Genomic DNA, 21,945 nt, shown 5'->3' with positions numbered 1-21,945 from the left:
CGACGGCACCGCACCGAGCCGTCGGCGGGCCGCTGGGCCCTGTAGGAGGCCCGGCTCAGACGCGGCTCCACTCGAGTCGCAGCGCGCGTCCCTGCGCGCGGCCCGCCTCGGCGGCCGGGCCGCGGGTCGCCGGGTCGAGGGGGTTGGGGCCGATCCCGGCCAGGGAGGCCTCGTCGGGCTCCACCAGCAGCACCTGGGCGCCCTGGGCGCGCAGCTCCGCCACCGCCTGTTCCAGCGGCGCGTCACTCGGGAACGGCTCGGTGACCCCCATCGGCACCACCACCAGCACCCGCGAAGCGCCCGAGGCGTAGTCGGCGTTGGCGATGGAACGCACACCGCCGTCGACGTACCGGCGCCCGTCGATCGTCACGGGCGGCCACACACCCGGCACCGCGCAGCTCGCCGCGACCGCGTCCACCAGGTTCACCCCGGAGGCGCTGTCGAACACCCGCGGTTCCCCGGTCTCGGCGTCCACCGCGACGATCCTGAGCGCCCGCGCGGGCCACAGGTGCACCGGCAGCCGCGACTCGATCACCGCCCGGCGCTCGGGCTCCGGCACGGTCGTCGCGCCCAGCGCCACCCTGCCGACCGCGCGCCGCATGTCCGCCACGGTCGCGGCATCGCCCATCGCGGCGGCGATGTCCGCGGCGAACCCCTCCAGATCCATCTCCGCCATGATCTCGGCGGCCTGTGACGCGGGGTCGACCTGCCGGGCGTACAGCTCCGCCAACGCGAGCCCACTGCCCAGCTGCGCCGCGACGGCCGACCCGGCCGAGGTCCCGACGATCACGTCGGCCCCCGTCACGTCCTGCCCGCTGTCGGCCAGCCCCGTCAGCAGTCCGGTGATCCAGGCGATACCGCCGACCCCGCCGCCGCCCAGCACCAACGCCTCAGTCATGCCCACCCTCTTGCTCGTCGTGTCCATGCAAGGACAAGTATGAGTGAGGGAGGCCGTACGGATGGGGTGTGCCGTCGCCCCCGGGCGTGCGGCGCGGCGCGCCCGGGGGCGACGGATCGCGGAGGGTGGCGGATCAGGTCCGGGGCGGGTTGTCCCGGCCCTGCTCGCGGCCCAGCTGGTCCTTCATCTGCTCCTGGGCCGTGTCGACCTGGCGGCTGTACTTGCCCTGGGTCTTGTCGTCGACGTAGTCACCGGCCTTGTCGACGCCCTTGGACGCCTGGCTCTCATGGCCCTTCAGCATGCTCTTGAGCTTGTCCATCATGGACATGATGTGTGCCTCCTCGGCGGAACGGGCCCCGGCGGAACGGGCCCCGTTACCAGGGTCGGCACAGGCCCGGTGATCCGCATCTCGGGCGGCCGGTCAGGCCTCCGTCGTGAAGGGGCGGACCCGGGCGATGAGCAGGGCGACGTCGTCGTGGTTCGCGGGATGCCTCAAGTCGTGCAGAAGCCGGTCGCAGGTCTCCTCCAAGGAGGAGTCCGGCTTGTCGAGGAGGTGCAGCAGGATCTCGAGGCGCTCGTCGATGGAGTCCTCGCGCGTCTCCACCAGTCCGTCGGTGTACAGGACCAGCTGGTCGCCGGGGGCGAGCGTGACCGTGGCGGTCTCGAAGGGCACACCGCCGACGCCGAGCGGTGCGCCGGTCGGCAGGTCCAGCAGTCGGGGGTGCTCGCCGCGGCGGACCAGGGCGGGCGGGAGATGGCCGGCGGTGGCGAGGTGGCACTCGGCGCTCCGGGCGTCGTAGACGGCGTACACGCAGGTGGCGATGTACTGCTCCAGCCGTGAGGTGAGCGCGTCGAGGTGGTGGAGCACCTGGGCGGGGTCGAGATCGAGGTCGGCGTAGGCGGTGGTGGCGGTGCGCAGCCGGCCCATGGTGGCGGCGGCGTCGATGCCGCTGCCCATGACGTCGCCCACGACGAGGGCCGTGCGGGCGCCGTCGAGCGGGACGACGTCGTACCAGTCGCCGCCGACCTCGTAGGCGGCCTGCGCGGGCTGGTACCGGGAGGCCACCCGCAGCCCGGGCAGGCGCGGCGGGTGATCGGGCAGCAGACTGCGCTGGAGGGCCTCGGCCGCGTTGCGCACGCTCTGGTGGGCGCGGGCGTTGTCGATGCACACCGCGGCCCGGGAGGCCAGCTCGACCGCGATGGCCATGTCGTCCTCGTCGAAGGGCCGCGGATCGCGGGCGCGGGACAGCCCGAGGAAGCCGATCGTGGTGCCGCGGGCGGCGAGGGGCACGGCGAGGTAGGAGTGCACTCCGGCACGGGCCAGCAGGGTGGCCGAGTGTTCGTCCCGGGCGATGCGCGACAGGTCGTTGCCGTCGGCGTGCCGGACGAGGAAGGGGCGGCCGGTGCGCACGCACCGGGCGGCCAGGCGGTCGGCGGGGTAGCTGGTGATCCCGCCGGGCGGGTCGGCGGCCCGGAGGGCGTCGGTGGGGTAGGCGGCCTTCACCGCGAGGGCGCGGAAGAACGCGGGAGAGCCTTCGGGGGAGGCGGGCCGGTGCTCGTCGAGGATGGAGTCGAGCACGTCGACGGCGGCGATGTCGGCGAAGGCGGGGACGGTGACCTCGGTCAGTTCCCTGGCCGTCTCCTCGACCTCCAGGCTGGTGCCGATGCGGGCCGAGCCGTCGGCGATCAGGGTCAGGCGCCGCCGCGTCTCGCTGGCCTCCTTGGCCGCCTCGTACCGCTCGGTGACGTCCACCACGAGCTCGGCCAGGCCGAGGATCCGGCCCTGGGTGTCCTCCAGCCGGAAGAGCGAGATCGTCCAGGCGTGCTGGTGCCCGGGGTCGGCCTTGGTGTGGCCCACCAGCGGCGCCTGCTCGACCATCGGCTTCCCGGTGCGCAGGACCTCCCGCATCGCGGCCTCGGCCGTGTCGAACTCCGCGTCGCGCGCGATCTCCCGGTAATGGCGGCCGAGGTGGTCCTTCGCGGAGACGGCGTGGATGCGTTCCAGGGCGGGGTTGACGGCCACGTACCGCAGATCGCTGTCGAAGATCGCGATCCCGATGGGGGACTGGGAGATCAGCCGGGTGGACAGGGCGACGTCGCGCTCCAGCTCGTGCAGCGTCGGTGAGTCGGTGCCCAGGCCGAGGGCGTAGAAATCGCCGTGGTCGTCCAGCAGCCGCATGTTGCGCAGCTCCACCTGCCGTGTGCTGCCGTCCTTGCGGCGGATGGGAAAGGTGCCGGCCCAGCTCTGGCCGGTCTCCATGACGTCGATGAAGGTCTTGACCACCCAGTCCCAGTGCTCCGCGTGGACCAGCAGCCGCGCCGCGTACTCGCCCAGCGCCTCCTCGGAGGTGTAACCGTACAATTGTTCGGCTTCTGGGCTCCACAGAGCGACCCGCCCGTCCGAGTCCAGCAGCACCGCTGCGACGGCGAGCACGTCCATCAGCCCGCTGGGCTGTGACGAGTGGTCCTCCGGTCGCCCGGTTCCGGTCCGGCCGAGGATCGCCGGAGCCCAATCGGCCTGGCTCATCGCAGGCACTCCTTCCGCCGGCGGAGCGGACCGTCCGTCGGTCCGGAGAGTGGCCCGCCTGCGCCGGAAGACGCCTTGCCTTCCATGGTCCCCCCGATGCGCCGGTCGACACACCCCGTCTTCCGAGCGGCTCTGTGCCGGACGCCCAGGCCGCGCGAGCACAGCCGAGCGTGGGGGAGTGCGTGCCAGGCCTCGCGACGCCGGGATGATCCGGACGACAGGGCCTAGGACCAGGTCATGCCGGCGAGCAGGGCCGCGACGAACAGGGCGGCGCAGCCCAGCAGGACGAGCACACGGGAGCGGCTCAGGAAGGACGGGCGGGAGCGCTGCGCGGCGGCCCGGTGCACCGACGTACGCCACTCCGTGTCCGGCGCCGGGACGGGACGGTCCGCGCCGGAGGCGGCGGGCATACGCGTGCCGGCACCCCGCGCGGCCGGTGCGGCGGCCCGCCCGGTGGGGACCCGCGGCCCGTACGGGCTCCCGGCGGTCGCCCCGAGGTGCTGGCCGGGCAGTTCCTGCGGCAGGGGCTGCGCCGTCCCGCGCCAGGCGCCGCGCCCGAACCAGTCCGCCACCTGCTCGGCCGAGGGCCGGTCCTCGGGCCGCTTGGCGAGAAGCCCGAGCAGGTAGTTCTCGAAGGCGGGCGGCAGTTCGACGCCGAGCCCGCGGGGCGGCACCGGAGCGGCGTCCAGGTGCTGGTGCAGGATCATCAGGGGGCTGTCCCCCTGGAAGGGCGGACGGCCGGTGAGGAGCTGGTAGAGCACACAGCCCAGGGAGTACACGTCGGAGGCCGGGCCGGCGGGTTTGCCCAGCGCACGCTCCGGTGCGAGGTAGAGGCTGGTGCCGACGATCTGCCCGGTGGCGGTGAGGGCGGCACCGGGGTCGTCGAAGAAGCGGGCGATGCCGAAGTCGCCGATCTTCAGCGTGCCGTCGGCGTCCAGCAGGAGGTTGGCGGGCTTGATGTCGCGGTGCACGATGCCCTGCCGGTGGGCGGCGGCGAGCCCGGCGGCCGCCTCGGCGGCCATCCGGGCGACGCGCGCCGCGGGCAGGGGGCCGGAGCCGGCGAGCAGCCGGGCGAGGCTGTCGCCCTCGACCAGTTCCATCACCAGGAACAGACCGCGCTCGTGCTCACCGAAGTCGAGTACGCCGACCACGTTCGGGTGGTTGAGGGAGCCGGCGGTCTGTGCCTCGAGATGGAACCGGGAGGTGGCGGTGGGGTCGGAGCTCTGGGGCAGCAGCAGCTTCACCGCCACGGGTCTGCCGAGTATCTCGTCGAAGGCCCGCCAGACCTCCCCCATGGCGCCCCGCCCGATCGCGTCCTGCAACCGGTATCGGCCCGCTGCCAGCACCTGTGGTCCCACCCTCTTGCCGTATGACATCTCGACCGCCGCTCGCGTCGACTCACCACGTGAACAGTCAACTCACCCGTGAACAAAGGGTGTAGGCGCTGCGGCGACCCAAGCGTAGCGGCTCCGGGAGGACCGGTTCCCCGATCCGCCCAGGTGGGGGCACGGGAGCCGTGACGGAGGGGAGCGGCGCGGCCGCCGGTCCCCTCCGCCGGGGAGCGTCAGCCCTTGCCGAGGAGCTTGTTCATCTCGGTGATCTCGGCGGTCTGCCCGGTGACGATGTCGTCGGCCATGGCCGTGGCGGGACCGTAACGGCCCTTGGTCTTCTCGGCCGTGGCCATCTCGACGGCGCCTCGGTGGTGCTCGACCATCATGGTCAGGAACATGGTGTCGAAGCCGTTGCCGGACGCCTTCGCCAGCTTCTTCATCTCCTCGTCGTCCATCATCCCGGACATGCCGGAACCGGTGGAGTGGGCGGAGTGGTCCATGCCCGGCATCGAGTCCATCGAGTTCATCGAGCCGCCGGACGCCGGCACCTTCTCGTTCCAGGCCTTCAGCCAGCCGCTCATGGTGCTGATCTCCGGGTCCTGGGCCTTCTCGATGCGCGCGGCGAGGTCCTTCACCTTGGCGGAGGACGCCCGGTCGGCGGCGAGCCGGGCCATCTCCAGGGCCTGCCGGTGGTGGGGGATCATGCCCTGGGCGAAGGAGACGTCCTGGGCGTTGTGGGCGCCCGACGCGGCGGTGGCGCTCGACGACGTCGGGGTGGAGCCGTGGCCCTGGTGGCCGCTGCCGGTGGTGCCGTCGTCGTTGCCGCAGGCGGCGAGGACGAGGGCGGCGGTGACGGCGGTGGCCGCCAGGGCGGCGCGCCGGGTGCGGGTACGGGTGTTGCGCATGGGGGAACTCCTGTGGTGCGTAAGGGATCTGGGCATGCCGGGGCGCGCCGCGCCCGGTGCCTCGTCGGGCGGTCGGCGCGGTGCGGGCGGTGTCTAGATCCGCAGGAGTTGCAGTTCGGCCAGGGAGGGTGGCGCGCGGGCGCCGTCGGGAGTCCGGGCCGCGTGCGAGCGCATGGCTTCGGCGCGGCCGGGGACGGTCACCGGGTCGGGTACGAGGGCGGGCAGCGCCGGTCCGCCGCTCACCGTCGCCGCCTTGCAGACGGAGTCGGCGTGCTGGAGGTGGCCCCCGCCGCAGTCGTCGCCGGCACAGCCGTCGTGCGGTGTCACCGCGACCGACGTGGGCCGCATCCGGGCGTGGTCGTCGTGGAGGCCGCCGCCGGGGGCCAGGGCGTGCATCGCCATGAGGCCGGCCAGCACCGCGAGTACGAGCAGCGCCCAGGACCGCCGCACGGGCGGTCGCTCGGAAGGCTGCTCCGGACTCGTCATCGGGATCATCCTAGGTGATCGTGCTCGCCCTGATCGGACACACCGCGCCGTCGGCCGATGCCCCGGCCCCACAGCCACGCCCAGGTCCGGGTCAGCCCCGCGATGTCCGAGCTGTGCACGGCGGCCACCGCCGCCATCACCGGCCACGCCAGGAAGGTCACCGCGGTCTCCGCGAAGCCCCCGTCCGTGCCCACGGCGACGACCGCGAACTCGGCGACGAAGGCGAGGCCGCCGAGCAGCGCGCCCACCAGGGCCAGCGGCCAGGGCCGGACGACGACGCGGGACGCGAGGGCCAGCCCCCCACCGAGGACCGAGCCCATGAACACACCGGCCACCACACTGCCCGCGACGAGCAGCCCGCAGTACCGGAGATCACGCATGGCGAACTCGGTGTCCCCACCGGTCGCGAGTTCCACCACCGCCACCATCAAGGCGAGCACCGCCCACGGAAGGCCCGGCGCGCCCGCCATCACCATGCCGACGCGCATCCCACGCCCCAGCGCACCCCGCCCGCGCATACGGCCCCCCTGGTCGATCACCTGTACCAGGCGGCAGACTACTCAGCGCACTTCACGGATGCCGAGGGGCCTTCCGCGAGCTTACGGTGGGCGCAGCGGGCCCGCGCACGGCCGGGCCCCTCGGCAGCGGCCGAATCGGGATCGGGAGGCGAACCGGTGACTGTGACTCCCCGTCGTACCACCCCGGCGGCCGCCTCATGACCGCGGTCGCCGTCGTCGGAGCCGGCCCGGGCCTGGGCGCGGCCGTCGCGCGCCGGTTCGGGCGGGAGGGGTACGACATCGCTCTGGTCGCCCGTGACCGGGGCCGCCTGGACGCCCTGGCCGGCGACCTCGCCGCCGACGGGGTCGGCGCGCGCGGCTTCGCCGCCGACGTACGCGACCCGCAGGCCCTCACAGCTGCTCTGGGGGCGGCTGCCGAGGCCGTCGGACCGATCGAGATCCTTCAGTACAGCCCCGTCCCGCACCGCGACTTCATGCGTCCCGTGCTGGCGACCACGCACACCGATCTGATCGGCCCGGTCGAGTTCTCGGTCTACGGTCCGGTCGCCGCCGTCCAGCAGGTGCTGCCCGGCATGCGTGCCCTGGGCCGCGGCACGATCCTGTTCGTCAACGGCGGCACCGCCGTCGTCCCGCACCCCGAACGGGCGGGCACGTCGATCGCGTTCGCCGCCGAGAGCGCGTACGGCCATCTGCTGCACGACAGACTCGCCGCCGAGGGCGTTCACGTGGCACAGCTGATCATCCCCGGTGAGATCATTCCCGGTCACCGCCGCAAGGACCCGGGCGTGCTCGCGGACGTGCTGTGGTCCCTGCACCAGGACCGGCACGGGTTCCGGCACTTCGCCGACGACCTGAACTCCTGAACCCGGCGAACGGCGCGGTCCCGCTGAACGGCGCGATCTTGGGCAGACGGTAGAGGTGATCTTCACATCCGTCAGAGGGGGGAGCCTCACCGCCGTGACCACGCCCGGACGCCGCCTGACCCGCGACAGCCGCCGACGCCCCTTCGACCTGCGCGCGACGGCGCTGTACTTCGGCCTTCTCGCCCTGCTCCTGTGCGTCCTCGGCCTCACCGCCCGCGCGGTGGCCGCCGCCTTCGAACGCCGTCCGGCCTGGATCGCCGTCCTGTGCCTCCTGGCCGCGGCCTGTGCCCTGGCACTGCGACGCGGGCGGCGCCGGTGGACCGCCCGGCGGGCCGCGCACCGGGCCGCCGCCGCCCTCGACGCGGCGACACGCACGGCCGCGGAGGCGCTGGAGCCGCCGCGGGACGAAGGCGACGCCGTGGACTACGACGCACTGGACGCCGACGAGTTCGAACAGGCGATAGCCGTCCTGTGCGCACGGGACGGCTGCTCACCGGTGGACGTCGTCGGCGGAGCCGGAGACCTCGGTGCCGACATCCTGGCCGTGACCCCGGACGGCCGGCGCGCCGTCATCCAGTGCAAGCGGTACGGCGACACCCGCCGGGTCGGTTCGGAGGAACTCCAGCGCTTCGGCGGCACCTGTTTCACCGTCCACGAGGCCGACATCGCGATCGTCGTCACCACCGGCGACTTCACCGCGCCGGCGGCCGAGTACGCCGGGCTGTGCGGGATCGTCTGCGTGGACGGCCGGGCCCTGCGGGACTGGCACGGCACCACGGGACCGCCGCCCTGGACATAGGCGTGCGGTGGCGCACCACGCGCGCCGCACGGGAAACTGAACAGCAGGTATATGACAGGGAGTTGGACATGACACGCGTCCTGGTCATCGGCGGCGGGATCGCGGGCACCGCGGTCGCGCTGGCCCTGCACAAGGCGGGACTGGAAGTCGCCGTGTACGAGGCACACCCCGACACGGCCGAGGACATCGGGGCGTTCCTGACCTTGGCGAGCAACGGCATGCGCGCGCTGGCTCAGCTCGACGCCACGGACGCCGTCACGGCGATCGGGTTTCCGTTGACCTCGTTGCGCTTACTGGACAGCCAGGGCACCGAGTTGGCGCACGCGCCCATGGGCGAGGCCGACGACCCGGCCCTGCGCTACCGGTGCCTGCGCCGCGGCGAACTGAACGCCGCCCTCCAGGCCGAAGCCGTACGCCGGGGCATCGGCCTGAGCCACGGCACCCGGCTGCTGTCCGTGGACGACGGCCGGGACCACGTCACCGCGCGCTTCGCCGACGGCAGTACGGCGACGGGCGACCTGCTCATCGGCGCGGACGGGCTGAACTCGACCGTCCGCCGGCTGATCGCCCCCGGTGTGCGGCCCGGGTACGCGGGCCAGCGCGTCTTCTACGGCTACACCGACGGCGCGCCGCCGCCCGGCGGCACCGGCCACATCACGATGGTGCGGGGCACCGAGGCCGCCTTCGGCTACGCGGTCTCGCCCGAGGGGGAGACGTACTGGTTCGCCCGTGTCACCGGCGAACCGCTGCCCGCCGACGAACTCACCCTGGCCACACCGGCCGCCTGGCGTGACCTGCTCGTCCCGCTGCTGCGCAAGGACGCCACGCCCGCCGCGGACATCGTCGCGGCCTCCAGCGGTCGCGTCATGGTCACCAACGCCACCGAGATGCCGCTCGGCACCGCCTGGCACTCCGGGCGGTCCCTGATCATCGGCGACGCCGCGCACGCCGCCTCCCCGGCCACGGGGCAGGGGGCCTCGATGGCCCTGGAGGACGCCGTCGTCCTCGCCAAGTCCCTGCGGGACATCGCCGATACCCGGACCGCGTTCTCCGTCTACGAGGCATGCCGCCGCCCGCGCGTGGAGCACAACATCACCGTCAGCGGACAGATGTCCCGCGGCACCCACGCCCCCTCCGGCACCGGCCGGCCCCGTCCCGGGGACGACGAGCCGGCCCGGCTGCTCGACTGGGACACCGACATCCGCACGTCTGCCGGCCGATGACCCGAGACCGTCCCCCTCGGCGAGCCGCGGAGCCCTGAAGATCTCGTCAGCCATACGGCGGACGCTACAAGTACGGCGAGGTCCCCGTTCCCGGAACGGGGACCTCGACGGGGCGTAGCGCCGCTCAGCGCCGGAAGGCGTCCTTGGTCTTCTCCTTCGCCTGACGCAGGTCGCCCTTCGACTTCTTGGTCCGGCCCTCGGCCGCCAGCCCCTCGTCGCCCGTGGCCCGGCCGACGGCTTCCTTCGTCTTGCCCTTGGCCTGTTCCATCTTGGCCTTGGCCTTCTGGTCTCCAGCCACCTTGTTCACTCCCAGTCGCATTCGACATCGGGGTTACCACGCCGGGTGACCGCCCGCGGGGGACGTAAACGTCGACCAGGCACCGCGGGGACTCGGGAGTCAGAATTGGTGGGGGAGGCGAGACGGGATGGCTGAGCGGCGGCCGGCCCTGGCCCGGCCGCCGCGGACCGGCCGCGACTGAGGGAGCGAGATGGGGCTTGCGGGAGTGATGCGTCCCTCGAAGGCGGCCGGGCTCGCCGCGGCCGGTTCCCGGCTGCTGGCGAGCGGGGCCGCGCCCGCGCTCGGCCTGGTCGCCGGGGCCGCCACCGCGACCGCGCGGGCGGGTGTGCGCGGCGCCGACACCACGGTGCGGGTCGCACGGGTCGTACGCAACGCCCTGCCGGGCAGGACCGGCCAGTGGCGGTCGGGCGCGCGGGCCCACCTCGCGCTGCGGCCGGCCGACCCCGAGCGGCTCCGGTCGGCGGGCGATGCCCGGGCGGTGGTCCGAGCGTGCGAGAGGGTGGCCGAGGTACTGGCCGAACACCCCGACGTGGTACTCGCGTACTGGGACGGCGGGCTGGGACGGCTGGTCGTCACAGCGAGCGAGGAGGCGCTCATCGACGTGGTGGTCGAACACGCCGAGGGGCTCGCCGAACGCCATGGCCTGGTCTTCGTGGAGGACGAGCCGGAGGAGTACTCCCACCCCGGTGACCCGAACGGCGTACGGCTCGCGGCGGCGACCCTGGCGGTCGACGTCGTCGGCGCCGTCGTCGGGTTCACCGCGTCCGCGCTGCCGCTGCCCCGCTCGGCCCGTGAGGTGACCGCCGGGGTCACGCTGCTGCGCGAGAACCCGCGCTTCCGCGCCTGGCTGGCGGGCCGTGTCGGTCTCGCCCGGATGGACCTGGTGCTCGCCGCCGCCAACGCGGCCACCCACGCCGCCGACCGCTCGCCTACCGCGCTGGTGCTCGACGGGGCGCTGCGCTCCTGCCAGCTCGCGGAACGCGTGGCGCGCGCGGCGGTGTTCGACGCCGATCACGACCTGCTGTCCGGGCCCGGCCGGGTGAGCGTGCCCGCCGGTCACTGCCCGCGCCCACCGCTGCGGACCGCCCCGTACCAGGAGTACGCCGCCCACGCCTCGATCGGCAGCGTCCTCGGAGCCGTGGTGACCGAACTGGTCAAACACGATGTCAACGAGGCGGCCGAGGCGGTACTGGCCGGCTCGCCCAAGGCCGCCCGCTACGGCCCCGGCGCCTTCCACGCCGTGCTCAGCGGCACCCTGGCCCGGCGGGGCGTGCTGGTGCGGGAGACCGCGCGGCTGCGGGAGCTGGAGACCGCGGACACCCTCGTGCTGCACGCCGGGGCACTGCGCGCACCGGACGGCGGCCCGGACCCCTGGTGCGAGGCCGTGCTCGACGCGGCGCGGCACGCCCGGCTGAACGTGGTGATGACCGAGGACCCGGCCCTGAGCGACCTCGGCGGACTCGCCGACCGGGTGGTCGAGGGCGGCAGGCCGTGGGACGAGGTGGTGCGCGAGCTGCGCGAGCGGGGCGACACCGTCATCACGGTCGCCCGGCCCACCTCGGTCCACGAGGCCGACGTGCTCGCCGGACTGCTCGGCGGCGACGTGGCCGTCGCCCTCACCGACCGCGACGGGGCCGTCGTCTGGGGCGCGGACGTGCTCGCCGCGCACGGTCTGACCGATGTCTGGCGGCTGCTGACCGCCGTCCCGGCCGCACGGGCGGTGGGCCGCAGATCGCAGACCCTGGCCCGCTCCGGAGCCGTCCTGTCCGGTCTGCTGGTGGCCGTCAGCGAGTCCCGCAAGCCCAAGGGCTCACCGCTGCCCGGCCTGCGGCACGCGCCGGTCGACGTGGGCGCCGCCGCGGCGCTGCTGAGCGGAGCGCGCGCGGCCCTCCGGGTGGGCACGGCCCCGCCTCCGCATCCCCGCCCGCGCATCGCGTGGCACGCCCTGGAGGTCGAGGAGGTCCACGAACGGCTGGCGCGGGAGACCGCGGCGCAGCCCACCGCCGTCGAGCGGACGACCGGCCGGGTGCGCGGTCTCGCGGAAGCCGCCAGAAAACACCCCGTGGTCGGCCCCGCGTCCGCCCCGGCACGCTGGGCGGTGCAGCTCGGCCGGGCCGTGAAGGGTGAACTCGACGACCCGCTCACCCCGGTGCTCGCGGTCGGGTCCGCCGCCTCGGCGATCCTCGGCTCCGCCGTGGACGCCCTGCTGGTCGTCGGGGCGCTCGACCTGAACGCCACGATCGGCGGCGTCCAACGGCTGCGGGCGGAGCGTGCCCTGTCCGGACTGCTGGCCGAACAGCAGCAGAAGGCGCGCCTCAGCCGCCCCGCCGAGCGGCCCCCGGAAGAGCCTCGGGAAGAGCCCAGGGAAGAGCCCCGGGAAGAGCCTCACGAACAGCTCCGGGAAGAGGCGGAGGCCCGGCCGTCGGAGCCGTCCGACGAGGCGCGGACCGTGGACGCCGCCGAACTGCGCCCCGGCGACGTCATCGAACTCACCGCCGACGACGTCGTACCCGCCGACGCCCGTCTGGTGTGGGAGGACGGGCTGGAGGTGGACGAGTCCGCGCTGACCGGCGAGTCCCTGCCGGTCGACAAACACACCGAACCCACACCGCGCGCCGCCGTCGCCGACCGCCGGTCCATGGTCTTCGAAGGCACGACCGTGGTCGCCGGACACGCCCAGGCGATCGTGGTCCACACCGGTGACCGCACCGAGGCGGCCCGGGCCGTCCACCTCGCGGCCCGCAAACCACCGGCCGGCGGCGTCCAGGCCAGGCTCCAGGAGATCACCCGCAAGGCGCTGCCCCTGACGCTCGCGGGCGGGGCCGCGGTGACGGGGCTGTCCCTGCTGCGCGGCGCCCCGGTCCGCCGGGCGGTCAGCGGCGGGGTCGCGGTGGCCGTCGCCGCCGTCCCCGAGGGGCTGCCGCTGGTGGCCACGGTGGCCCAGCTCGCCGCCGCCCGGCGGCTCAGCAGGCGGGGCGTCCTGGTCCGCACCCCGCGCACGCTGGAGGCGCTGGGCCGCATGGACACGCTCTGCTTCGACAAGACCGGGACGCTCACCGAGAACCGGCTGCGCCTGGTGCGGGTGGCCGACGCCCGGGGCACGGTCCGTACGGTCACGAGCCCAAAGTCCGCCGAGACCGTACGGGTCGCCGCGCGGGCCTGCCCCCGTGTGGACGGGGACGGAGAGGACAAGCCCGCCCACGCCACCGACGAGGCGGTGCTGGACGCGGCCGGGCCCGACCCGGACTGGGTGCAGACCGAGGGCCGCCCCTTCGAAACCGGTCGCGGTTACGCCGCGGCCGTGGGCCACTCCGCGGACGGACTCCGGATGCTCGTGGTCAAGGGCGCGCCGGAGACCGTGCTTCCGGCCTGCGCCGACCTCCCCTCCGAGGCCTCGGCGGCGGCCCACGCGCTGACCGGCGAGGCGCTGCGGGTCCTGGCGGTGGGGCACCGCCGGCTGGCGGCGGACGAGGACGACGCCGACGCCCTCGACCAGGCGCTGGAGGGGCTCCGCTTCACGGGTCTGCTGGCGCTGTCCGACGTGCCCAGGGAGAACTCCCGCGCCCTGGTCCAGGAACTGCGGCAGAGCGGCGTCCGGCCGGTGATGCTCACCGGCGACCACCCGCAGACCGCCCGGGCGATCGCGATCGAGCTGGGCTGGCCCGCGGACACCGAGGTCGTCACCGGCGACGAGCTGGCCGAGGCCGACCGTTCGCGGCGGGCCCGGATCCTGCGCGACGCGGATGTCGTCGCCCGGGTCGCGCCCGAGCAGAAGCTCCTGGTCATCGAGGCGCTGCGGGACGCCGGCCGGGTGGTCGGCATGGTCGGCGACGGCGCCAACGACGCCGCGGCGATCCGCGCCGCCGACATCGGGGTCGGCATCAAGGCCCGCGGCTCGGCCGCGGCACGCAACGCTGCCGACATCGTCCTGACCTACGGCGATCTGGCCGTGCTGACCGATGCGGTGGCCGAGGGCCGGGCGCTGTGGCGCTGCGTCGCCGACGCCATCGCCATCCTGATCGGCGGCAACGCGGGCGAGGTGAGCTTCGGCATCCTGGGCAGCCTGCTGGCCGGCGCGGCCCCGCTCTCCACCCGCCAGATGCTGCTGGTGAACCTCTTCACCGACCTGTTCCCCGCGATGGCCGTGGCGGTCACCCCGCACGAGGAGGACCGGGAAGAGGATCCGACGGCGGCATCCGACGAACAGCTCGTCACGTCGCTGCTCGGCAGACCGCTGATGCGACAGATCCGGCACCGTGCCCTGACCACCTGCCTGGGCGCGACCACCGCCTGGCTGATCGGCCGCTTCACCGCGGGCACGGCCCGTCGCTCCACCACCATGGCCCTGTGCGCCGTGGTCGGCACCCAGCTGGCCCAGACCCTCGCCGACCGCCGGGACAGCCCGCTGGTCCGGTTCACGGCGCTGGGCTCCGCCGCGGCCCTGGTGGCGTTGGTCCAGACCCCCGGTGTCAGCCACCTCTTCGGCTGTACCCCGCTCGGCCCGTTCAGCTGGGCGGGTGTGGTCGGGGCCATCGCGCTCGCGGTGACCGGTCAGCGGGCGCTGCCGCAGGCGGAACGGGCCGTGCTGGGGTGGTGGCGGTCGTCCGGTGGGCCCGGGGAACCCGTCGAGGGAGCGCCGCAGCGGGTGGTGGACCTGGCGCGACGGGCCTGGGAGGCGCTCGACAAGGCCGTCTCCGGCCCGGCGCCCGCGGCCGCCCCGGCGAGGTAGCACCGCCCCGTCCGCCGGGTGGTTGTCAGTGGCGGATGCGAGGCTGCCCGGCATGGATGAGCAGGAGTTCATGCGCGGCCGGGTGTACGGGGCGGACCACGACGACGCCGGTCCCCGGCCCGACCACGCCTACGCCCAACTCGTCGGCGGGCCGCTGGACGGGCTGCTGCTCGACGTCACCGACGGCCCCGGCCGGGCACCGGGCGAGCCGGTGGCGCTCATGACGGAAATAGGCCGCTACGGTCCGGGCGGCCGCACTCTGTACGCCCCCCGGCCGCACGACGGCACCCGTTACGACTGGCACGGCGACCTGCCCTGAGGGCGGAGCCGGTGACCGGGTGGCGGCCGGACGAGGAGCCGCCGGCCACCCGGCCCGTGCGTGTCAGGCGGCTGCCTTCAGCGCGGCCGCCTTGCCCTTGGTGACGGCGTCCTCGTGCGCCTGGGCCTTGGAGGCCTCGGCGAGCGGGATCAGTTCCGCCATCGCGGGGTTGGAGTGCGCCAGGGTGAGCTCGGGAACGATGAAGTCGACCTCCATCCCCATCATGTCGACGAGGACCGCCCGCAGCAGGTTCTGGACGTACTCGAAGCCCTCGCGCGGGGTGCCGGGAGCGTAGGAACCGCCGCGGCTGGCCACGACGTACACCGGGGTGCCCTTGAGCGGGGACTCCTCGGCCATCGCCGTACGGCCCACGAGGATCACCTGGTCGAGCCACGCCTTCAGCGTCGACGGGATCGTGAAGTTGTACATCGGGGCGCCGATGACGACGGCGTCCGCGTTCTCCAGCTCCTCGATCAGCTTCAGTCGCTCGGCGAAGGCCGCCGCCTGCTCAGGGGTGTGATCGGCCGGATCGGCGAAACCGGCGGAAGCGCTCAGGGTGTCGAGATGCGGAACCGGGTGGGTGCTCAGGTCGCGGTGGATCACGGTCCCGTCGGGGTGCTGCTCCTCCCAGGCCTGGCGGAAGGCGGCCGTGACCGAGCGGGAGGCGGAAGCGGCCTCGGGCCAGAGGGACGAGTCCAGTTGCAGCAGCGTTGCCATGGTGATCTCCAAAAAGGCGTGCCGAATGGAACGAGACCGGGGTCGGCCGTTCCGTGCGTAACTAGTAATAACACAGGGGCTTACTTTTTCTCAGCTCCGGTGAAGGTCATAGTAGACTGGGGATCATGAGGGATCACGCCGCAGAGCCCTGCAAGAAGGTCGACAGCGCGATCACGCGTGTGTTCTCACTGCTCGGCAAGCGCTGGACCGGCATGATCGTCGCGGTGCTGATGGAGCACCCGGTGCACTTCTCCGACCTGCGCCGCGCCATCCCCGGCCTCAGCGAGCGCATGCTCTCCGACCGGCTGACCGAACTCGGCGCCGCCGGACTCGTCGTGCGCGAGGTGGACGAGGGCCCGCCGCTGCGGGTCTCGTACCGGCTGACCGAGGCCGGCTCGGCCCTCGAGCCGGCCTTGAAGGAGCTGGCCGTCTGGTCGGAGAAGCACCTGCGCGACACGGGTTGCTCCGAGCCCTGCCCCGACTGATTCCCTGACCAGAACTCAATAGTCGGTTCCCGCCCCTGGCTTCACCGACGTACCGGACGGTATACAAGCCCCGTCGAAGGTGCGAAGGCATCAGGGGGAGGAATCCGATGGCGGACGGCACGTATCCGGGCGGAGCGGCGCGACGGCGGCGGGCGGTGGCGCTGGGGGCGGCGCTCGGCGGGTGTGCTCTGGTGGCCGCCTCCACGACGCCCGCGGCGGCGAACGGAGCCGGCGGGCACGGCCACGGCACGCGGTACGTGTCGCTCGGCGACTCCTACACCTCGGGTCCTTTCATTCCACAGCAGGTGGACGCGAACTGCGCGCGCTCCGACCACAATTACCCCTCCCTCGTGGCGGCGGAGCGACGCGTGACGGCGTTCAAGGACGTCAGCTGCAGCGGGGCGACGACCGAGGAGATGTGGAAGCCGCAGGGCTCCAACGCCCCGCAGCTGAACGCGCTGCAACGGGACACCGACCTGGTGACGGTCCAGATCGGCGGCAACGACATCGGCTTCGGCTCGATCATCCAGACCTGCGCCCGCCTCGGCTCCCAGGACCCGACGGGGAACCCGTGCGAGCGCTACTACGGCTCCTCGGGGGTCGACCAGCTGGCGGTGACCATCGTGCGGACCGCCCCGAAGATCGACCGTGTGCTGCGGGCCGTGCGCGCCAGGGCCCCGCACGCGCGGGTGCTCGTCGTCGGCTACCCGGATCTCCTCCCCGACGACGGCAGCGGCTGCTTCCCCTCCGTCCCGTTCGGGGCGAAGGACTTCCCCTATCTGCGGGACACCGGCAAACGGCTGAACCTGATGCTGCGCATGGTGGCCGCGTGGAACCACGCCGAGTACGTCGACACCTACGGCCCCACGCGCGGCCACGACATGTGCAAGGCGCCCGAGGACCGCTGGATCGAGCCGCTCCAGCCGGCCTCGCCCGCCGCCCCCGCGCATCCGAACGCCAAGGGTGAGGAAGCCATGGCCGGCGCCGTGCTGGCACGTCTGGGCCAGGGGCACGGACGCCGTTGAGTGGTCCTACCGGGTGACCCGGTCGGTCGCCGCGGCCGGCGCGGACGGTGACGGGGTGTCCGGCACCGGCTTCCGGGCCGCGGCGGAACGGGACTTGCGCAGGAGCAGCCGTCGCGCGGGGCGTTCCACCGCCTCGTACAGGACCCAGGACAGTCCGAGGGACACGGTGAACGCGACGGCGGTCACGGTCAGGGCCGTCGGCAGGCCGAACCGCGGGGACTTGCCGAGGAGTGTGGTGCCGGTCCGGATCACCAGGAGATGGACCATGTAGAAGGCGAACGACAGTTCCCCCAGCCGCACCAGCCGTCGGTGCCGCCACAGCGACGGCAGGTCGTGCACATCGGCCACGGCCGCCGCCGGGATGAGCAGGGCGAAGCCGATGACGGTGCAGGTGGTGGCCGGGTATCCGGCGGTGACCTGCGGGACGAAGAAGTAGCCGATGACCGCCAGCGCGAGCGAGCCCTCCAGGCCGGGTCCGCGCCACCGGCCGAGCAGCACCAGGCGGGCGGTCGCGGCGCCGAGGACGAACTCGGGCAGCCGGGCGGCGGGGAAGGCGCTGATCGGCTGGCTGAACCAGTGGTGTGTCTCGGTGTGGGCGAGCGCCAGTACCGCCAGTACCGATGCCCCGGCGAGGGCCGCCGATCCCCGGGCGCCGAGACGGCGCAGCAGAAGGGCCAGCAGCGGGAAGGCGGCGTAGAAGAAGGCTTCGCAGGCGAGGGACCAGCTGACCGGGTTCAGGGTCTGCCACCAGGGGCGCCACCACGAGTGCACCAGCAGCACGTCGGCCAGTCCCTGGCGCAGGGTCGGCCTCGCCTGATGGACCGGCGCGCAGGTCATCAGCAGCGCGATCACGACGGTGACCAGGTGCACCGGGTAGATGCGGGCGATGCGCCGCCACCAGAAGCCGAGCGCCCGGTCGTTCGGGCGTGCGGACCATGTCAGTACGAATCCGGACAGCACGAAGAAGAAGGACACTCCGCTGGCCCCGGCCCCGAACGCCCAGGTCACGACGTGGCCGCCGGTGCCGCCGAAGTAGCCGAAGTTGTGCACGTGCAGTCCGAAGACCAGCAGCGCCGCCACCCAGCGCAGTCCGGTGAGGGAGGGGAGTGTGGTCGTCGAGGCGGATGCGGCGGACAGTGGGATCTTCGTACCGGGGCTGGTGGTCGTGGCGGCGGTGGCGGACGGCGTCCGGGGCGTCGTGGTCGCCGTCGTCATGGAGTCACCTGTCGGTGGATGTTCACGCGGGGCATGAAAGGGAACGTTGCCCATTCGGAACTGTTCATTCCGCTCTCGTGCGAAACATCACACCGCTGCCGAATCAGAAGGCGGGAATTCCACCCGGGAGCCCGTGGTTGAGGTCTATTGCTGACATGCTCGGATCAAGATCGAGTGTGTGGTGAACGAAGGAGGACCTCATGGCCCGCAACACCGCGCGCCCCGTCGTCCGGCTGAAGTCGACGGCCGGAACCGGCGTCACCTACGTGACCCGCAAGAACCGCCTCAACGACCCCGACCGGCTCGTCCTGCGCAAGTACGACCCCACGGCCGGGAAGCACGTCCTGTTCCGCGAGGAACGCTGAACCACGGGCGAGCCGCCACATCGCGCCGGACGACCGGATGCCTATGGTGAGGTGTGGCCAGAAGTGACGCCGAGCGTCATCGCCGAGGGCGTCGGCCGGGATACAAGTCCGCGGCCGGCGTCTTCGCCGTCGGCATGCTGGGCACCACCCTGCCCACACCGCTCTACGGGCTGTACCGGGAGCGGATCGGGTTCTCCGAACTGATCGTGACGGTGGTGTTCGCCGTCTACGCGGTGGGCGTCATCACCGCACTGCTGATCGCCGGCGGTTTCTCCGACGTGCTGGGGCGGCGCCCCGTGCTGATGTCCGCGCTCGGGCTGTCCGCACTCAGCGCGCTCTGCTTCCTGTTCGAGGGCGGGCTGCCACTGCTGTACACGGGCCGGGTGCTGTCCGGCTTCTCCGCGGGGCTGTTGAGCGGCACGGCCACCGCGACCGTCCTCGACCTGGCACCGCCGGGACTGCGCGCACGGGCCGGCCTCGCGGCGACCGCGGCCAACATGGGCGGCCTCGGCCTCGGCCCCCTGCTCTCCGGTTTCCTGGCCCAGTACGCGCCCTGGCCGCTCGAACTGCCCTTCCTCGTCCATCTCGCGCTGCTGGCGGTCGCCATGGCGGTCACCTGCCTGCTGCCCGAGACCGTGCGCCACGTCGGCCCCCGGCCTTCGCTGCGGCCGCAGGGCATGACGGTGCCACCCGAGGTGCGGGGCGTCTTCCCGTCCAGTGCTCTCGCCGCCTTCGCGGGTTTCTCCCTGCTCGGCCTGTTCACGGCCGTGGCCCCCGCCTTCCTCGCCCAGACGCTGGGTGAGCGCAATCTGGCGGTGGCCGGTGCCGTCGTCTTCTGCGTGTTCTGCGCCTCCACCTGCGGACAACTCCTCATGGGACGCATCGGTGCCCGCGGAGCCCTGACATGGGGCTGCCTGGTACTCGTCGTCGGCCTCCTCCTCATCGGCGCCTCGCTGTTCCTGACGTCCCTGCCGGTACTGCTGGTCGGGGCTGCGACGGGCGGTGTGGGGCAGGGCATGTCCTTCCGCGCCGGTCTGACCGCGGTGAGCTCCGCGGCCCCCCAGGAGCACCGGGGCGCCACCATCTCCGCGTTCTTCGTCGTCGCCTATGTGGGGATCTCGCTGCCGGTCGTCGGGGTGGGCGCCCTCGCGGTGACCCTGGGCGTACGCGACGCCGGGATGGTGTTCGCGTGCTGCGCGGTCCTGCTCGTCGCGGCCGTGGGCATCCGCGTGCGGCGACGCCCCCCACGGGAACTGTGACGCGCCGACCGGTCACCGGCGACCGGACGGCTCCGCCGGGATCGCCGGGATCGCCGGGATCGCCGGGATCGCCGGGTGAACAGGGTCAGCTCCTGCGCAGAACCCTGTTCGCGCCTGCCGCGGCGGTGGTGGCGAGGAGCCAGCCCGCGCTGACGAGCACCACGGCCGCCCATTGCGCGGCGCCGCCGGCCGTGAACGCCGGCTGCTGCCCGAAGTCGACGACGGGCAGCAGCAGATCCAGGGTGTATATGGCGGGCTGGAAGTCGGGCCGTGCGCCGTCGCCGGTGAACTGCGGCGGCCAGGTGGCGAAGACGGCGGTGCCGGCCGCGAACAGCGCCGCCAGGAGCCACACCGCGCGGGCCGGCCGGTAGCCGTAGCCGACGGTGAGGTCCTGGAGGACGCTCCAGACGCGGGCGGGCCAGGTGAGCGTGGTGCGGATACGGCGCTGCTCGGCCAGCAGCACGGTGCGGGCGTCGGCGTCCCGGCCGTGCTGCCGGTAGGTGGCCGCGAGCTGCTCGTACGGTTGCAGGGCGAAGCCGGTGGGGTCCCGGTCCAGCCAGGGCAGCCGGTCGCCGCCGGGCAGTGTGGGATGGACGCTGTCGTACACCAGGCCTTCGAGGAGCAGCGCCCGCGGCCAGCTCGCCGGGGCGTCCCGCACCACGCCGACCCGGGTGTGCCTGAGATCGATGGTGCCAACGGGGGCCTCGCGGGGCTGGAGCGCGAGTTCGGAGGCCGTGGAGCGGCGGCAGGTCAGCGCGGTCCGGCCGCTCGGAACGTCGAACAGGGCGTCCTTGAAGCAGAGTTTGGCGCGTACGGTGATGCTGCTGAGCGAGATCCGGCCGTGTGCGGTCAACCCGTCGCAGCAGTTGAACTCGGCCCCCACCTCTATGCCGTTGGCGCGCAACGCCGGTCCCGCGAGGCCGGTCAGATCCGCGCCCTCGAAGAGGACCGAGCCGCCGATCCGGGCGTCGCAGAGGTCCACGGTGCCCCGCGCGACGAAGCCGCCGCGGCAGTTGAGGGTGCCGCCGACGTGCAGGCGCTCGGCCGTGAGCGCCGTGCCGTCCGGGTGGTGCAGCCGGGCCCTCTTCAGCACGACGCTGCCGCGCACCGTGGTGTCCCGCAGGTCGACGCACCCGTGCACCACGAGCCCGCGGCCCGCCTGGATGTCACCGCCGACCGTGGCGCACAGCAACTGGAGTGCGGGCTCCTCGCGCCCCTCGCCCGTGCCGGTCAGGGTGCTCTCCTCCAGGTGCAGCGTGCCGCCGATCGAGGCGCCGTAGAGGTTGATGCCGCCCTCGCTGGTGAAACCGCGGTCGAGGTGGAGCCCGCCGCCCACACTGAGTTCGGCTGCCTGGAGGCAGACGTCGGCGCCCCGGATCCGCGCGCCGCACAGAGTGAGCGCGTCCCGGATCTGGGCGCTGGTGAGCCGGACCTGTCCGGCGCATTCCAGGCCGGCCGCCGAGAAGCCCTCGTCGACGGAGAGTGACTCGGCGTCGATCGCGGGCCGCTCCCGCGCAGCCACCGTCCGCGAGCGGTTCAGTGACAGACGTGTGCCCACGCTGAGGGACCGCAGATCGAGCGTGCCGTCGATCGCGCAGTCCGCGAGCACGCATTCCTGATCGATCCGGGTGCCCACCGCCGTGAGTCCGGGCAGCGCGCAGTCCCTTATCTCCAGGGCGTTGAAGTGCCCGCCGTCGAAGCAGGGCGCCTCGTCCAGCCGGCAGGACCGCAGGCGTATCGCGCACCGGACGTCCGCCTCGGCGAGATCGAGCCTGCCGGTGATGCGCGTTCCCCGTAGGCGCAGGCGGGCGAGGCTCCCCGGCACCGGCCGGGGCGCGGCGACGAGCAGCCACCGCACGACCTCGGCACGTACTTCCGGCACGTCGTCGCACCACTCGCCCCGCCGGTACGCCTCCCACAGACGGCGCTCGTGCGGCTCCCAGGCATCCGGCGGCCCCTCGTCCGACACCGCGCGTCTCCCCC

Annotated in this window: 20 protein-coding genes; 9 read left to right on the top strand and 11 right to left on the bottom strand. The window is 73.5% G+C overall.

Annotated features, from left to right (window positions below):
* Positions 1-55 precede the first annotated feature (55 nt).
* From ABZ915_RS24895 to ABZ915_RS24865, 7 genes are all read right to left on the bottom strand, one after another.
* Entirely contained in the window at positions 56-898 is an 843-nt protein-coding gene (locus ABZ915_RS24895; protein ID WP_361807101.1) for a patatin-like phospholipase family protein, read from the bottom strand.
* 133 nt (positions 899-1,031) lie between these two features.
* Positions 1,032-1,226: an antitoxin gene (locus ABZ915_RS24890; RefSeq protein ID WP_361807098.1), complete on the bottom strand. Its 195-nt coding sequence runs from the start codon at positions 1,224-1,226 to the stop codon at positions 1,032-1,034.
* A 93-nt stretch (positions 1,227-1,319) separates the two neighbouring features.
* Complete coding sequence (locus ABZ915_RS24885) at positions 1,320-3,338, bottom strand: SpoIIE family protein phosphatase (protein WP_361807416.1); 2,019 nt, start codon at positions 3,336-3,338, stop codon at positions 1,320-1,322.
* Between the two features lie 311 nt (positions 3,339-3,649).
* Complete coding sequence (locus ABZ915_RS24880) at positions 3,650-4,771, bottom strand: serine/threonine-protein kinase (RefSeq protein ID WP_361807413.1); 1,122 nt, start codon at positions 4,769-4,771, stop codon at positions 3,650-3,652.
* A 218-nt stretch (positions 4,772-4,989) separates the two neighbouring features.
* On the bottom strand, positions 4,990-5,661 hold the full coding sequence (locus ABZ915_RS24875) for a DUF305 domain-containing protein (RefSeq protein ID WP_361807095.1): 672 nt from the start codon (positions 5,659-5,661) through the stop codon (positions 4,990-4,992).
* Between the two features lie 93 nt (positions 5,662-5,754).
* The gene (locus ABZ915_RS24870) at positions 5,755-6,147 is read right to left on the bottom strand and encodes a DUF6153 family protein (RefSeq protein WP_361807092.1); all 393 of its coding nucleotides are present in this window, start codon (positions 6,145-6,147) and stop codon (positions 5,755-5,757) included.
* Between the two features lie 5 nt (positions 6,148-6,152).
* On the bottom strand, positions 6,153-6,686 hold the full coding sequence (locus ABZ915_RS24865) for a hypothetical protein (protein WP_361807089.1): 534 nt from the start codon (positions 6,684-6,686) through the stop codon (positions 6,153-6,155).
* A gap of 176 nt (positions 6,687-6,862) precedes the next feature.
* Between ABZ915_RS24865 and ABZ915_RS24860 the strand changes: the two genes are divergently transcribed.
* From ABZ915_RS24860 to ABZ915_RS24850, 3 genes are all read left to right on the top strand, one after another.
* The gene (locus tag ABZ915_RS24860; RefSeq protein ID WP_361807086.1) at positions 6,863-7,528 is read left to right on the top strand and encodes an SDR family NAD(P)-dependent oxidoreductase; all 666 of its coding nucleotides are present in this window, start codon (positions 6,863-6,865) and stop codon (positions 7,526-7,528) included.
* 94 nt (positions 7,529-7,622) lie between these two features.
* Positions 7,623-8,327, top strand: a complete 705-nt coding sequence (locus tag ABZ915_RS24855; RefSeq protein WP_361807083.1) for a restriction endonuclease — start codon at positions 7,623-7,625, stop codon at positions 8,325-8,327.
* A gap of 68 nt (positions 8,328-8,395) precedes the next feature.
* The gene (locus ABZ915_RS24850) at positions 8,396-9,550 is read left to right on the top strand and encodes an NAD(P)/FAD-dependent oxidoreductase (protein WP_361807080.1); all 1,155 of its coding nucleotides are present in this window, start codon (positions 8,396-8,398) and stop codon (positions 9,548-9,550) included.
* Positions 9,551-9,674: 124 nt separating this feature from the next.
* On the opposite strand, the gene ABZ915_RS24845 is transcribed toward ABZ915_RS24850, so the two are convergent.
* The gene (locus tag ABZ915_RS24845) at positions 9,675-9,848 is read right to left on the bottom strand and encodes a CsbD family protein (RefSeq protein WP_361807077.1); all 174 of its coding nucleotides are present in this window, start codon (positions 9,846-9,848) and stop codon (positions 9,675-9,677) included.
* Positions 9,849-10,056: 208 nt separating this feature from the next.
* On the opposite strand from ABZ915_RS24845, the gene ABZ915_RS24840 reads away from it, so the two are divergent.
* Both ABZ915_RS24840 and ABZ915_RS24835 read left to right on the top strand, forming a co-directional pair.
* A complete protein-coding gene (locus ABZ915_RS24840) occupies positions 10,057-14,577 on the top strand; it encodes a cation-translocating P-type ATPase (protein ID WP_361807074.1) in 4,521 nt (1,506 codons plus the stop codon).
* Between the two features lie 52 nt (positions 14,578-14,629).
* A complete protein-coding gene (locus tag ABZ915_RS24835) occupies positions 14,630-14,896 on the top strand; it encodes a hypothetical protein (protein ID WP_361807071.1) in 267 nt (88 codons plus the stop codon).
* A gap of 63 nt (positions 14,897-14,959) precedes the next feature.
* On the opposite strand, the gene ABZ915_RS24830 is transcribed toward ABZ915_RS24835, so the two are convergent.
* Positions 14,960-15,613: an NAD(P)H-dependent oxidoreductase gene (locus ABZ915_RS24830; RefSeq protein WP_361807068.1), complete on the bottom strand. Its 654-nt coding sequence runs from the start codon at positions 15,611-15,613 to the stop codon at positions 14,960-14,962.
* 125 nt (positions 15,614-15,738) lie between these two features.
* On the opposite strand from ABZ915_RS24830, the gene ABZ915_RS24825 reads away from it, so the two are divergent.
* Entirely contained in the window at positions 15,739-16,098 is a 360-nt protein-coding gene (locus ABZ915_RS24825; RefSeq protein ID WP_361807065.1) for a helix-turn-helix domain-containing protein, read from the top strand.
* 107 nt (positions 16,099-16,205) lie between these two features.
* On the top strand, positions 16,206-17,123 hold the full coding sequence (locus tag ABZ915_RS24820) for an SGNH/GDSL hydrolase family protein (protein WP_361807062.1): 918 nt from the start codon (positions 16,206-16,208) through the stop codon (positions 17,121-17,123).
* A 6-nt stretch (positions 17,124-17,129) separates the two neighbouring features.
* Here the strand turns inward: ABZ915_RS24820 and ABZ915_RS24815 are convergent, their stop codons facing one another.
* Complete coding sequence (locus tag ABZ915_RS24815) at positions 17,130-18,338, bottom strand: acyltransferase (RefSeq protein ID WP_361807059.1); 1,209 nt, start codon at positions 18,336-18,338, stop codon at positions 17,130-17,132.
* Between the two features lie 200 nt (positions 18,339-18,538).
* On the opposite strand from ABZ915_RS24815, the gene rpmG reads away from it, so the two are divergent.
* A complete protein-coding gene (rpmG, locus tag ABZ915_RS24810; RefSeq protein WP_361807056.1) occupies positions 18,539-18,703 on the top strand; it encodes a 50S ribosomal protein L33 in 165 nt (54 codons plus the stop codon).
* A 53-nt stretch (positions 18,704-18,756) separates the two neighbouring features.
* Positions 18,757-19,962 (top strand): MFS transporter, encoded by a 1,206-nt coding sequence (locus tag ABZ915_RS24805; protein WP_361807053.1) that lies wholly within the window; start codon positions 18,757-18,759, stop codon positions 19,960-19,962.
* An 85-nt stretch (positions 19,963-20,047) separates the two neighbouring features.
* Here ABZ915_RS24805 and ABZ915_RS24800 read toward each other — a convergent pair whose 3' ends face one another.
* A complete protein-coding gene (locus tag ABZ915_RS24800; RefSeq protein ID WP_361807051.1) occupies positions 20,048-21,931 on the bottom strand; it encodes a hypothetical protein in 1,884 nt (627 codons plus the stop codon).
* Positions 21,932-21,945 lie beyond the last annotated feature (14 nt).

The sequence above is a fragment of the Streptomyces sp. NPDC046915 genome (assembly GCF_040644935.1).
GTDB lineage: Bacteria > Actinomycetota > Actinomycetes > Streptomycetales > Streptomycetaceae > Streptomyces.
The sequence above is the reverse complement of the archived record's forward strand: the minus strand, read 5'-3'. Positions and strand labels throughout refer to the sequence as shown.